This window comes from Nocardia sp. CA-107356, from assembly GCF_050946365.1.
Lineage (GTDB): Bacteria > Actinomycetota > Actinomycetes > Mycobacteriales > Mycobacteriaceae > Nocardia.
The window spans coordinates 8,110,624-8,124,816 of sequence record NZ_CP191992.1 but is presented as its reverse complement, the minus strand read 5'-3'; the positions used below and the strand labels follow the sequence as shown (position 1 = coordinate 8,124,816).

At 65.0% G+C, this 14,193-nt stretch carries 8 protein-coding genes; 6 read left to right on the top strand and 2 right to left on the bottom strand.

The window, feature by feature from the left end; genetic code table 11:
- Positions 1 to 177: 177 nt before the first annotated feature.
- From ACQP1G_RS36670 to ACQP1G_RS36655, 4 genes are all read left to right on the top strand, one after another.
- Positions 178 to 2,217 (top strand): cytochrome c oxidase assembly protein, encoded by a 2,040-nt coding sequence (locus ACQP1G_RS36670; RefSeq protein ID WP_433194255.1) that lies wholly within the window; start codon positions 178 to 180, stop codon positions 2,215 to 2,217.
- 20 nt (positions 2,218 to 2,237) lie between these two features.
- Complete coding sequence (locus ACQP1G_RS36665) at positions 2,238 to 3,206, top strand: threonine/serine dehydratase (RefSeq protein ID WP_433194254.1); 969 nt, start codon at positions 2,238 to 2,240, stop codon at positions 3,204 to 3,206.
- Positions 3,207 to 3,468: 262 nt separating this feature from the next.
- Positions 3,469 to 3,993 carry a single-stranded DNA-binding protein gene (locus tag ACQP1G_RS36660; RefSeq protein ID WP_433194253.1) on the top strand — a complete coding sequence of 175 codons (525 nt, stop codon included), beginning with the start codon at positions 3,469 to 3,471 and terminating at the stop codon, positions 3,991 to 3,993.
- Between the two features lie 281 nt (positions 3,994 to 4,274).
- Positions 4,275 to 5,366, top strand: coding sequence for an MrcB family domain-containing protein (locus ACQP1G_RS36655; RefSeq protein ID WP_433194252.1), 1,092 nt, complete (start codon positions 4,275 to 4,277; stop codon positions 5,364 to 5,366).
- A gap of 128 nt (positions 5,367 to 5,494) precedes the next feature.
- On the opposite strand, the gene ACQP1G_RS36650 is transcribed toward ACQP1G_RS36655, so the two are convergent.
- The gene (locus ACQP1G_RS36650; RefSeq protein WP_433194251.1) at positions 5,495 to 6,139 is read right to left on the bottom strand and encodes a DUF4145 domain-containing protein; all 645 of its coding nucleotides are present in this window, start codon (positions 6,137 to 6,139) and stop codon (positions 5,495 to 5,497) included.
- A 346-nt stretch (positions 6,140 to 6,485) separates the two neighbouring features.
- Here ACQP1G_RS36650 and ettA point away from each other — a divergent pair, with 346 nt between their 5' ends.
- Positions 6,486 to 8,162 carry an energy-dependent translational throttle protein EttA gene (ettA, locus tag ACQP1G_RS36645; protein ID WP_433194250.1) on the top strand — a complete coding sequence of 559 codons (1,677 nt, stop codon included), beginning with the start codon at positions 6,486 to 6,488 and terminating at the stop codon, positions 8,160 to 8,162.
- Between the two features lie 142 nt (positions 8,163 to 8,304).
- On the opposite strand, the gene ACQP1G_RS36640 is transcribed toward ettA, so the two are convergent.
- Positions 8,305 to 8,493, bottom strand: a complete 189-nt coding sequence (locus tag ACQP1G_RS36640) for a hypothetical protein (protein WP_433194249.1) — start codon at positions 8,491 to 8,493, stop codon at positions 8,305 to 8,307.
- A 761-nt stretch (positions 8,494 to 9,254) separates the two neighbouring features.
- Here ACQP1G_RS36640 and ACQP1G_RS36635 point away from each other — a divergent pair.
- Complete coding sequence (locus tag ACQP1G_RS36635) at positions 9,255 to 14,192, top strand: NAD-glutamate dehydrogenase (RefSeq protein WP_433209144.1); 4,938 nt, start codon at positions 9,255 to 9,257, stop codon at positions 14,190 to 14,192.
- Position 14,193 lies beyond the last annotated feature (1 nt).

Here is a 14,193-nt window from a genome sequence, read left to right as displayed (position 1 = left end):
CAAGTATAGCGACCGTCCAGATTGCTAGGTTCTTAGCGTTAGCAACATTTCAGCCACCTGTGGCGCATGGGCCAAGCGAGTCGCGGGATGATCGACATCGCACCTCCGATCCGTTAGCCACCTTATCGGCCCAAACCCCGCCGGGCTACGCATTAGCGGCCGACTACGCTCAATCCCATGTCGTCACCGCAGGACCTGTCCGTCGCACCCGATCTCCGAACGGGTAAGTCGGGCTCCGGGGCGACCTTCGCGACTATGACGGTGCTCGCCGGTGCGATCGCGGCGGTGGTCGCCGCGATGATCGTCGGACTGTCGGCGGCGCAGGCGTTGACCTTGCTCGGCATTCCGGATCCTGGACCGCTGACCACCTATGGCCTGCCCGCATTGCGGGCGCTCGCCGATCTGTCCGCGGCATTGACCGTCGGCTCCCTGCTGTTCGCCGCGTTCCTGGTACCGCCGCAGGCGAATGGCCTGCTCGATGTCGGCGGGTATCGCGCGGTGCGGCGCGCCGCCAACTTCGCCCTGAGCTGGGCCTGCTGCGCGGCGCTGCTCATACCGCTCACGGTGTCGGATACCACCGGGCAGTCGGTGAGTCAGATCTGGCGGCCGGAGCAGTTGTGGCGCGCGATCGGCCAGGTGGATCTGGCCCAGGCGTGGCGCACGACGGTGGTCTTCTCGCTGATCGTCGCGGTGGGGTGCCGACTGGCGCTGCGCTGGGGGTGGACCCCGGTGCTGTTCGGCGGCGCGGTCGTCACGATGATGCCGCTGGCGCTGACCGGGCATTCGTCCGCGGGTGGTGCGCACGACCTGGCGACCAATAGCCTGATCCTGCACCTGGTCTCCGCCGCCGTATGGGTCGGTGGATTGTTCGCGGTGCTCGCGTACGCGATGCGCGGCGGTGTGCACACCGATATCGCGACCCGGCGATTCTCGCTCACCGCCACTATCGCCTTCGTCGTGATCGGCGTCAGCGGCGTGATCAACTCCTGGGTGCGGGTGCCGTGGAGCGATCTGTTCACCACCACCTACGGCCGACTGGTGATCGCCAAGGCGTGCGCGCTCGTGGTGCTCGGCGGCATCGGATATCTGCAGCGTCGCGCCAGCCTGCCCGCACTCGCCGCGAACCCGCTCGACCGCGCCGCGCTCATCCGATTCGGTGGTGTCGAGGCACTGATCTTCGCGGCCACCATGGGGCTGGCCGTGGGGTTGGGGCGAACGCCGCCGCCACCACCGACCAGCGTGCCGACACCCGCGGAGGTCGAGCTCGGTTACAACCTCGACGGCCCGCCGTCGGTATCGCGATTGCTGTTCGACTGGCGCTTCGACTTGATCTTCGGCACGCTGGCCATCGTGCTTGCGGTGCTGTACCTGATGGGGGTGCGGCGGTTGCGTGCGCGCGGGGATGCGTGGCCGGTCGGGCGGACCATCGCCTGGCTCTCGGCCTGCGCGATCCTGCTCTTCGCCACCTCGTCGGGGGTCGGGCGGTATTCGCCCGCGGTCTTCAGCGTGCACATGGGGCAGCACATGGCGCTATCGATGCTGGCGCCGATCCTGTTCGCACTCGGTGGTGCGGTCACGTTGGCGCTGCGCGCCTTGCCAGGGGCCGGCCGTAGTGGTGTGCCCGGTCCGCGCGAATGGATTCTGGCCGCGGTGCATAACCCGGTCTCGCGTCTTCTGACCCATCCGATCGTCGCGTCGGTGATCTTCGTCGGCGGGTTCTACGCGCTGTACATGGGCGGTATCTACGACTCGTTCGTCGATTCCCACGCGGCCCATCTGATGATGAACCTGCACTTCCTGCTCAGTGGCTATCTGTTCTATTGGGTGGTGATCGGCATCGACCCGAAGCCGCGTCAGGTGCAGCCGCTGACCAAGCTCGGCATGGTGTTCGGCTCGCTGCCGTTCCATGCTTTCTTCGGCATCGCGCTGATGAGTATGACCACGGTGATGGGTGGGTGGTTCTTCCGCAGCCTGGGCCTCGGCTGGAACAACGACCTGCTCGATGACCAGCGCACCGGCGGTAGCCTGGCGTGGGCCAGCGGTGAGGTGCCTTTGGTGGTGGTGATGTTGGCACTGCTCATCCAATGGTCGCGCAGCGACGCGAAACTCGCGAAGCGGACCGACCGGGCCGCGGACCGGGACCACGGCGCGGAGTTGGCCGCCCATAATGCCATGTTCGCCGAATTGGCCAAGCGTGACCGAGGAATACGTAATTGAGCTCCATCGAGGTGCAAGTTGTGAGTGAGCGGGGTGCCGCGGTGGTGGAGAACAGGCATGCCCGGCGGGTGTATCGATCGGATGTGCGTGCGGCGCGCAGACGGTTGGCCGGACAGGTGCGCAAGACGCCGGTATTCCATACCTCGATCATGGGACCGAACGGGCCCGTTCCGGTCACGCTGAAGCTCGAATACCTGCAGCACGGTGGGACCTTCAAGGTGCGCGGCAGCTTCAACGCGCTATTGGAGTCGGCCGAGCAGGTCGACCAGGTTGTCATCGCCTCCGGCGGGAACGCCGGGATCGCGGCCGCCCTGGCCTCCGCTCGCCTCAGCAAGCTGTGCACCGTGGTGGTCCCGGAGTCGGCGCCGCATACCAAGGTGGCCGCGATGTGGTCCTACGGTGCCGAAGTGCTGTGGCACGGAACGACTTACGCCGAGGCCTACCGTTACGCGACCGATCTCGCGAGCGAGCGGGGCGCCATGCAATTGCACGCCTACGACCTGCCCGCGGTGGTCGCGGGTGCGGGCGTGGTCGGGCTGGAGTTGGAGGAGCAGGTACGGGGGCGGCCGCCGGTGCTGGCCGCCGTCGGTGGCGGCGGGCTGGTCGCCGGGATCGCGGCGGCGCTCGGGCGGCGGCAGCAGGTGGTCGGGATCGAACCGGAGGGGATTGCGACGCTGAACGCCGCGTTGCACGCGCAACGGCCGGTGGATGTGAATGTCTCCAGCATCGCGGCGGAGTCCTTGGGCGCCAATCGGATCGGGGATATCGCGCTGGATATCGCGCGTCGCTATGACGTGCGCTCGCTGTTGGTGACCGATGATGCCATCGCGACGGCTCGCGAATATCTGTGGCGGGAGTTTCGGATCGTGGTGGAACTCGCGGGGGCGACGGCGTTTGCCGCCGTGCAGAGCGGTGCGTATGTGCCCGCCGAGGGGGAGCGGCCCGTGATCGTGCTGTGCGGTGCCAATACCGACCCGGCGGTCCTGTAAGGCTGGTTCGCGACGAACCCGGCTCTACCACTGGGGGATTCGTCGATTCGCGGTCGCCTGTTCGGACCCGATCGCCGCCTGCGATCCTCCGACGATGGGGATGTATGAAGCGGCGACTGTCCACATGTGGCGAAGTTGTCCACATTCGGGAATCGGGGCGGCCGGATGGGGTCCGGAGCGGTCAGGCTGAAGGGGCCCTCAGGTGCGAGGGAGCAATACCCGCAGCGATCCGTGACGGATCGAAACGTAAAGGGGCGCAACGATGTATGAAGCGATGGTGACCGTCATCGGCACGGTGGTGACCCATCCGGTCAAGCGCGATCTGACCAACGGGGAGCAGGTGGTGACCTTTCGGATGGCGAGCAACTCCCGGCGATTCAATCCCGAGAGCGGGGACTGGGTGGACAACGGAACCCTGTATCTGACGGTCAGCTGCTGGCGCAGGCTGGTGCTCGGTGTCGACGCCTCCCTGCGTCGCGGCGATCCGATCGTCGCGCACGGCCAGCTGCGCTCACACGAGTACCGGGGCAGGGACGGCGCGGAGCGGCGCGACATCGAGATGCGTGCCACCGCGATCGGCCCTGACCTGTCCCGCTGCACCGCACAGGTGGTCCGGCGCGCAGTTTCGGGCGTGGCGTCCGGACCCAGTAGCCTGACACGGAATAGTTGTGACCGATCCAGCACTGATGATCGTGCATGCGTCGACGGCCAGGAGCCGGGGGAGGGCGCGACGTCCCTGTCTTCCGCACCGCCCCAGCTCGCTGATCCCGAGCCCGTCGACGCTTGACCGCACGGCCGGATCCCCCCGGCGACAGTGGTGGTGCTGGGGTGTTGGTGGGTGGTCATAGGTGACCGGAGTGGACCTCTGACGGCCTGTGAGTCTCTGACTGCCAGGCGCGGACGGGATGTCTGACGAAGAACCGAGCCCGGGGCAACCGCGGTTTGTCGGCATGACGCCGCCCGGAGGCCGCTGCGGTTCTCGGCGAGTTCGTTGGGCGTGCCCTCGGCAGTCGATTGCACTGACCAGAGCCGGAGTCCTTGTCGGAGTAGATGGGTAGATTGCTCGCCATGTCGCTGAGGGACTTGCTCGAGGAAGTGTTGACACTGCAACCCAACTTCAGTGCAGACGCACAAGATCCAGTGATGGTTCGCCGGAAAGCTTTGGTGGAGAAGGCGATTCCGGAATGGATCCAGACAGAGCTCAATTCGAACTTCCCGAAGTGGCAGACCGAGGGCAGCGGTGGGAAAGGCACGCCGGCGCGAGTTCCCTGGAGCCGCTACTTCGATCCTCAGCGGAGCGGCAAGCCCGGCGGCGGGTGGTACGCCGTGTACCTGTTCAGTGCCACCGGCGATGCTGTGTATCTGTCGTTGAACCAGGGCACCAGTCCGTTCGATCCGATTCGGCGACGGATCATCTCGCTGTCCGACAGCATTGTGATCCGTCGCGCCGACTGGGCTCGCTCGGCACTTGCATCGGACGGAGTAGACCCCACATCGTTCGGCGCCATTGACCTGCATATGAGCCGCGGACTTGGACACGCCTACGAGCTCGGGAACGTACACGGTATCGGGTACCAGGCCGACTCGCTCCCAACCGAAGAACAACTCCGCCAGGACTTCTCAACAATTGGCGAGATGCTGGACAAGTTGTACAAGCTCGCTGACGACACTGTGTTCATTCCCGGTGATGAGCCGCCGGAAATCGTCGATGCTGAAAAGGCCGCAGCGGAATCTGCTGGAAAGACACGGCGGACAGGTGGGCAGCATCAGCGGTTGAGCCATGCTGACAAGGTTGCGATCGAGGAGCACGCGGTTGACCTTGCGATCGAGCATTTCAAGGCGATGAAGTACACAGTCAAAAACACCGGCGACCTGGAGTCATATGACTTGCTCGCGACCCGTGGTGCCGAAAGGATCTACGTGGAAGTCAAAGGGACGACATCGCTTGGCGGGCAGGTGATCCTGACCTACAACGAGGTCGAACACCATCGGCAGGAATATCCCAACAACGCGCTGGTGGTGGTGCACTCGATCAAGCTCGATCGAACACCCGTGCCGCCTAGAGCTTCTGGAGGAGCGATCGTCGTCCACCAGCCTTGGCAGATCGACCAGGCGATGCTGCGGCCCGTCTCCTACTACTACACCGTCCCCAACGTATAGATGTTGAAAATGGGCAGGCAGGTGCTCGGTCCGAGGTCCGATGTCACCCACTGTATCGCGGGGTGCCACAACGGTTTTTGAGGCTATCGCTGATGGCGTTTGTCGCAGGTGGCGTTCATCGAGAGTAACTAGCTCGCCGGGGGCCCCGGTGCGGAATCCGCAATCATGGCCGGAAGCTCGTAGGCCAAGTGAAGCAGTTGATACGTGAACTTCGCGACATCCATTGCCTGCTTCTCCGAAATCGAGGTCAACTCGTGGTTGGCTTCGTTGCCGACATCCTTGATGCGGTCGATCCACGTGCGCATCGCCGCTGTCACAATCCCCACATCCTCGAGGTGGTCGAGTGCCCGCGCGAACGAGGGGCTACGGTTCTTCTCATCTTTGGCGGGGAGTTCGTGCGCGATCGCTACGTGAACGAGAAGCTTTCGGCACATCATCACGGCAGCAGTGTTCGCCCCGACCGAAAGGCAACTACGGACTTCTTCCCAAGCAGCTACGTCCTCCGGCGGCAGCGCGTGTGGCGTCTCGAGGGGGCATACACCTGGACTCAAGACTCCCTCGTTCCGCACGAGCCCGCGATGGCATCTGACGCACCGAAGCCACTCGACATCCGCTTTGAGTAGGTCATGGCCAGATGTCGTTGCGATCACCATCGCCTGGCTACCGTGACAGTGTGCGCAATCAGCCTGCTGCCAGCTGCGCACGTCGCTCTTTTCCAAGCTTTCAAGGCGGTCGGCTGTGACTAAAAGGTCGCCGCTCAAATCGTTCGCCACAGGTGCGATTGTGTCACCCTCCACCAACGCGGCTCCGGAGTTTGTATGACAGGGCAAGCGTGACACGGCGATCCAAGCCCTTTGCTCCGGAGGCAGACTCGAGCCGATTTCGGCGGTATCCGGCCGGATGCGGGAGGTCAGGTCACTCGGCGTTTCGGTACTCGGCTGTCCGGGCGTGTCCGGCGTAGTTGGCCTACAGGCGGCATGACGAACTCGTAGAGGCTGGGAGCGATGGCCTTGGGAATCGCTCGGATCTCGTCCTGGTTGAATGACGGTGGGCTGTGAGCTGCGCAAGTGGGGGCAGCGGGCCGTAATCATCAATCCTCGTACCGATAGGCTCGTGTATATGGCTGAGTTCATCTACCAAATGAAGAAGGTTCGTAAGGCGCACGGCGACAAGGTCGTGCTCGACGATGTCAACCTGAACTTCCTTCCTGGCGCGAAGATCGGCGTCGTCGGCCCTAACGGCGCCGGTAAATCCAGCGTGCTGAAGATCATGGCCGCATTGGACCAGCCGAATAACGGAGACGCCTTCCTCGCCCCGGGTGCCACGGTCGGCATCCTGCAGCAGGAGCCGCCGCTGAACGAGGAGAAGACGGTTCGCGGCAATGTCGAGGAGGGCCTGGGCGAGGTCAAGGTGAAGCTGGATCGCTTCAACGAGATCGCCGAACTCATGGCCACCGACTACTCCGACGAGCTCATGGACGAAATGGGCAAACTCCAGGAGTACTTGGACCACGCCGATGCCTGGGATGTCGACTCCCAGCTCGAGCAGGCCATGGACGCACTGCGCTGCCCGCCGCCGGACGAGTCGGTCACCAACCTCTCCGGTGGTGAGCGCCGCCGGGTCGCGCTGTGCAAGCTGCTGCTGAGCAAACCCGATCTGCTGCTGCTCGACGAACCGACCAACCACCTCGATGCCGAGAGTGTGCTCTGGCTCGAGCAGCATCTGGCCTCGTACGCAGGCGCCGTGCTCGCCGTCACCCACGACCGGTACTTCCTCGACAATGTCGCCGAGTGGATCCTCGAACTCGACCGTGGCCGCGCCTACCCCTACGAGGGCAACTACTCCACCTACCTGGAGAAGAAGGCCCAGCGTCTCGAGGTCCAGGGCAAGAAGGACCAGAAGCTGCAGAAGCGGCTCAAGGAGGAGTTGGCCTGGGTCCGTTCCGGCGCCAAGGCCCGCCAGGCCAAGAACAAGGCCCGCCTCGGGCGGTACGAAGAGATGGCGGCCGAGGCCGAGAAGCACAGGAAGTTGGACTTCGAGGAGATCCAGATCCCGGCGGGTCCGCGCCTGGGCAGTGTGGTCGTCGAGGTCGAGCATCTGGACAAGGGTTTCGGCGACCGCCAGCTCATCAAGGATCTGTCGTTCACCCTGCCGCGCAATGGCATTGTCGGCGTGATCGGCCCGAACGGTGTCGGTAAGACCACGCTGTTCAAGACGATCGTCGGGCTCGAGTCGACCGATAGCGGTGAGGTGAAGGTCGGCGAGACGGTCAAGCTGAGCTACGTCGACCAGAACCGTGCGGGCATTGACCCGAAGAAGAATGTCTGGCAGGTCGTCTCCGACGGTCTGGACTTCATCGAGGTCGGCAATCAGGAAATGCCCTCGCGCGCCTATGTCAGTGCGTTCGGTTTCAAGGGCCCGGACCAGCAGAAGCCCGCCGGGGTGCTCTCCGGTGGTGAGCGCAACCGGCTGAACCTCGCGCTCACCCTCAAGCAGGGCGGCAACCTGATCCTGCTCGACGAGCCGACCAACGACCTCGACGTGGAAACGCTGAGTTCGCTGGAGAACGCACTCGAACAGTTCCCGGGCTGCGCCGTTGTCATCTCCCACGACCGCTGGTTCCTCGACCGGACCTGCACCCACATCCTGGCGTGGGAGGGCGATAACGACAACGACGCCAAGTGGTTCTGGTTCGAGGGCAACTTCGAGGCATACGAGGCCAATAAGATCGAGCGTCTCGGTATCGAAGCCGCCCGACCGCACCGGGTGACACACCGCAAGCTCACCCGCGGCTGAGTCCCGTGCTCGGCGGGGCGGTCGCTATTGCCGCCCCGCCGGAATACGGTGCCAGCAGCTCGATTCCGTCACGCAGCACGTCCTGTCGGTTGGTCGCCAGCCCGAGACGAAGTAGCGATGTGTGGTCAGCAGGAAGTCGACATCACGTGATGTCAGACCCGATGCCAGCGTCGATCACTCGGGCCACCAGTGCGGCCGCTCGATCGAATTCGCCTGCGCCGCACCAATACAGCGCCGCCTGCGCGATGATCGACGGTGCTGCCTCGGTCAGTCCGAACCGTTCGAACTCGGCCGCCTCTGCGCCGCCGTGCTGCGGTCGCCGGTCTGACAAGCGAGCCGTGCGCTGCGGCTGTGCACCACCGCATCTCGATCGGACATCGAGACATCGAGCGCAGCGACCTGGGCGGTCAGGTCGGCGGCGCCTCTGTACTGCTCGTCGCGGTCCGGAATAGCGCAGGGGCAGCAGTCCTGACGGGACCGGTGCTTGCTGATGTGTGGCATCGCGTTCACTGCCTCTAGATATGTCGGTGGATCCTTCACGAACGAGGCGTGAGGTTCGGCGTTACGACGTGACGTGAGCGTGAGCCGCGTACCCGAGTTCGATGAGGGCGACGGCGCGCACGCGGGCGCAGTCCGAGCAATCCGCGATCCGCACCGCCGAACGGCATTCGGAACCGATCTGCCACGGCGGGCTGGTCGACCGCTGCCGCAGCGGTAGCATCCGCGCATCACGTCATCCAACGGTCGTTCTGCCGAAGGAATTGCGGAGAATCCGCACCGGGCCGTGTCTCCATCGAAGGAAATACGGTCGGCGCACGCCCGGCCACAGATCTGACTATGGTGGGGACCGTGCATGCGCAGGCGCAGTCCGGGCATTGGGTCGCTACCACCGCGATCGCGTCTACCTGACGTTGCCGGTCCGATCGGGTGCTGTGCCGGGTTCATCGACCTCGGCAATCAAGCGGCGAACGCTACGGTATCGGTGAACACCCTGCATTTAGAAGGGAATTCACCCCCGCGTCTGCAAGGCACAGCTACTCTCGGACCGGCGTCACTTTGTTGCGGAACCGAATCCGAGGAGTTGGCGAAAAAATGACGGTCTCGTCCGAATTGTCCAGTGCGGCGTGGGCCGCGGGATTGCCGCAGTCGCTGCGCGGTGAACTCGCATCCCTCGAGGAGGCGTATTTCCGCCACGTCGACGCGGGCGATGTGGACTGCGCGATCACCGGGATCACTCAGATCTTCCGGCGGCATATGGAGCTGGCGATGACTCGCCCGGCCGAGCGGGCACTGGTGCGGGTCTACCACCCGGACGACGGCTCCGGCCTCGGCGCCGCGCTGCAGTTGGTCACCGACGATATGGCGCTATTGGTGGAGTCGATCACCTCGTCGCTGACCCGGATGGGCGTCAGCGTGAGCGAGGTGATCCACCCGATCTTCGAGGTGACGCGCGATGCGGACGGACGGCTGACCAGTGCCGCGCCGCACGAGGTCGACAGCAATGGCACCAGCGGCCTGCGCGAATCCTGGATGCACCTGCAATTGCACCCCTCGACCAGTCGCGCCCTGCTGGACCGGATCGAGCAGTCGATGCCGGATGTGATCGCCGACGTGCGTCAGGTCATCGGCGATACCGAGGCCATCAAAGAGGTACAGAGCGGTCTGGCCGATGAGCTCGAGGTAGCGGCCAAATCCGGCCACGCGCCGTTCTCCGACGCCGATCTGGTCGATACCGCGAATCTGTTGCGCTGGTTGGCCAGCGGCAATTTCACCGTGCTCGGCTATGCCCGCTACCGGCTCAGTGCCGACGAGGGGCAGACGATCTCGAACCCGCTGCCCGGCACCTGCCTCGGCGTGCTGCGCCCGGATGTCGGCACCGACTTCCGGGTGCCGGTCAATGGCGGCGACCGGCCGCTGCTGATGCTCACCCAGGGCCTGGTGCCCGCCACCGTGCACCGCTCGGTGTACCCGTATTTCATCGGTGTCGCTGACTTCGACGAATCCGGCACCATCGTCGGCGAGCACCTGTTCATCGGTGTGTTCACCGTGACGGCGGTGCACGAGAACGTTCTCGACATTCCGGTGATCGAACGCCGCGTGCGCTCGGTCATCGAGGAGAGCGGATTCGACCTGGACTCGTTCTCCGGTCAGGCCATGCTCGAGGTCATCCAGTCGTTCCCGCGCACCGAGCTGTTCTCCTCCGATGTGGAGACCATGCGCCGCACTGCCACTGCGGTCCTGAATGTCGGTCTGCGCAGGCAGGTTCGGCTGTTCCTGCGTTCGGACGGTTACGGACGATTCGTCGCGTGCCTGGTTTATCTGCCACGGGATCGCTACACCACTCGGGTGCGGCTGGAGATGCAGGAAATCCTGGTCCGCGAACTGGGCGGCGTCTCCATCGACTATTCGGCGCGGGTCAGCGAAAGTGAGCTGGCCAGTGTGTATTTCACGGTGCGCATGCCGGAGGCGGAGTTCCCGGTGCTGCGCCAGGCCGTCGCCGTCGCCGACACCTCCGAGGCCAATCGGCTGCGCATCCAGAACCTGCTCTCCGAGGCGACACACACCTGGGATGATCGCCTCAATGATGCGGTGAGCACCTCCACCGTGCTCGATCCCGGGGTTGTCCAGCGCTATGCCGAGGCGTTTCCGGAGGCGTACAAACAGGATTTCGCCTCCGACCGCGCCCTGGCCGATGTCGTCCGGCTGGAGCGGCTCGCCGAGGGCTCGATCGACCAATACCTCTACCGCCGTGCGGATTCGGTACCGGGCTCGTGGCGGTTCACGCTCTACATCGGCGGCACCGGCATCTCACTGAGCCAGGTGCTGCCGGTGCTGCAGAGTCTGGGTGTCGAAGTGGTCGACGAGCGGCCGTACCAGATCCTGTTGGATCCGGTACCCGGCGATGGGGGCGGGGAACGCTGGATCTACGACTTCGGCCTGCTGGCCAGGCCGGAATTGCTGCGCAGTTCGCTGGATCGGGATCTGGACGCCGAACTGCTGGAGTCCTCGGCCAGAGCCGATGCGCTGGCATCGGAGGAGCAGGGGCTGCACGATCGGTTCACCGCGGCGTTCGAGGCGGTCTGGTACGACCGAGCCGAGGCGGATGCGCTCAATGAGCTCGTACTGCGCGCCCGGCTGCCGTGGCGTGCGGTGTCGATCCTGCGGATGTACGCGAAGTACCTGCAGCAGGCCGATTTTCCGTACAGTCAGGCGAATATCGCCAGGGTCCTGCTCGCATATCCGGATATCGCGCGGCTGTTCGTCGACCTGTTCGCCGCGCGGTTCGATCCGGATACCGAATCGGCCGAGCATGCCGCCGAGTTGGAGACCCGGGTGCGCGGCCGCATCGACGAGGTCGTCAGCCTGGACGCCGACCGCATCCTGCGTGCGATCCTGTCCCTGGTCAAGGCGACGCTGCGGACGAACTACTACGTGACCGACATCGCGGGCAATCCGCGCGGGTACGTCTCGGTGAAGGTCGAGCCGCGCGAGATCGCCGAATTGCCCAAGCCGAGGCCACAATTCGAGATCTTCGTCTATTCGCCTCGGGTCGAGGGCGTGCATTTGCGCTTCGGTCCGGTGGCGCGCGGCGGGTTGCGCTGGTCGGACCGGCTGGAGGACTTCCGCACCGAAATCCTGGGCCTGGTGAAGGCGCAGGCGGTGAAGAACGCGGTCATCGTCCCGGTCGGCGCCAAGGGCGGTTTCGTGGTCAAGCAGCCGCCGGCCGCCACCGGTGATCCGACCGCGGATCGGCAGGCGCTGGGCGCGGAGGGCGTCGAGTGCTACCGGACCTTCATCTCCGGTCTGCTCGATGTCACCGACAATGTGGACCGGGCGACCGGTGCCGTCTTGCCGCCCGCGCGGGTGATCCGTCGCGACGCCGATGACACCTATCTGGTGGTGGCCGCCGATAAGGGCACCGCCACGTTCTCCGATATCGCCAACGACGTGGCGCAGAGCTACGGGTTCTGGCTCGGTGACGCATTCGCCTCCGGCGGTTCGGCGGGTTACGACCACAAGGCGATGGGCATCACCGCCAAGGGGGCGTGGGAGAGCGTGAAACGCCACTTCCAGGAGATGGATATCGACACCCAGACCGAGGACTTCACCGTGGTCGGGGTCGGCGATATGAGTGGCGACGTCTTCGGCAACGGCATGCTGCTCTCCGAGCACATCCGGCTGGTCGCGGCATTCGACCATCGGCACATCTTCCTGGATCCCGATCCTGATGCGGCCACCTCGTTCCGGGAGCGGCAGCGAATGTTCGCGCTGCCGCGCTCGTCCTGGGCCGATTACGACACCTCGCTGATCAGCGCCGGCGGTGGCGTCTGGGATCGCACCGTGAAGTCGGTGCCGATCAGCCCACAGACGCGAAAAGCGCTGGGGCTGGCCGATGATGTGGTCGCGCTGTCGCCGCCGGAACTGGTGCGGGCGATCCTGCTCGCGCCGGTGCAGCTGTTGTGGAACGGCGGTATCGGAACCTACATCAAGGCGAGCACCGAGACCAATGCCGAGGTCGGCGACAAGTCCAATGACGCGGTGCGGGTCAATGGAAATCAGTTGCGGGTCAAGGTGATCGGTGAGGGCGGCAATCTGGGCGCGACCGCGCTGGGCCGCATCGAGTTCTGCCGCAACGGCGGCAAGATGAACACCGATGCGCTGGACAACTCGGCCGGTGTCGACTGCTCCGACCACGAGGTCAATATCAAGGTGCTGCTCGACGGTGTGGTCAGCGCGGGCGGACTGTCCGAGGCCGAACGCAATCCGCTGCTCGCCTCGATGACCGATGAGGTCGCCCAGATGGTGTTGCAGGACAACGTCTCCCAGAATTTCCTGATGGGCATCTCGCGGACCGAGGCGCCCAGGATGCTGAATGTGCACCAGCGGCTCATCGAGGATCTGGAGGCGCGTCGCGGGGTGGATCGCGAGCTGGAGGCGCTGCCGTCGGAGGTGGAGGTCAAGCGCAGACTCGAGGAGGGCACCGGCCTCGCCTCGCCCGAGCTGTCCAATCTCATGGCGCATGTGAAGCTTTCGCTCAAGGCCGATCTGCTCGAGACCGATCTGCCGGATATCTCGTACTTCGCCACCCGGCTTCCGCAGTACTTCCCGACACCGTTGCGGACTCGGTTCGGCACCGCCATCAAGCGGCACCGGCTGCGTCGGGAGATCACCACCACGATGGTGGTCAACGAGATGGTCGACTACGGCGGCATTACCTACGCCCACCGGCTCAACGAGGAAATCGGCGCCAGCGCGACCGATGCGGTGCGCGCGTTCGCGGCGGCCAGCGAGATCTTCGACCTGCACACCATGTGGGCGCGGATCCGGGCCACCGACGCCGCGGTATCGGTGCGCGACGAACTCGAACTCGAGACCAAGCGTGCGCTCGACCGAGCCTCACGCTGGCTGTTGAGCAACCGTCCGCAGCCGATCGCGGTCGGCGCGGAGATCAACCGGTACAGCCGAGGTGTGCGCGAGCTGGCGCCGAAGGTGCCCGGTTGGCTGCGCGGACATCACGTCTCGACGCTGACCGATCAGTCCGCCGAAGTGATCGCCCGTGGCGCGCCCACCGACCTCGCCACCGAGGCCTTCGGGCTGCTGAACCTGTTCCCACTGCTCGATGTGTTGGATATCGCAGATATCACCGATCGCAGCGGTGAGGAGGTCGGCTCGCTGTACTACGCGCTCAACGATCACCTCAAGATCGATTGGCTGTTGCAGGCGGTCAGCCACCTGGAACGCGGCGATCGCTGGCATGCGCTGGCCCGGCTGGCACTGCGCGACGATATGTACGGTTCGCTGCGCTCGCTGACCCTCGACGTGCTCTCCGGCGGTGACCCGGAAGAGACAGCGGACGAGAAGATTGCATACTGGGAGTCGAAAAACCAGTCCCGGCTCGGACGCGCTCGGGCAGCGCTGTCGGAGTTGTTCGAGTCCGGAACCCACGATCTCGCCACGCTGTCGGTTGCGGCGCGGCAAGTGCGAAGCATGGTGAGCGGGGTGGGCGCCCAATCGGAGGTACCACGTTGAC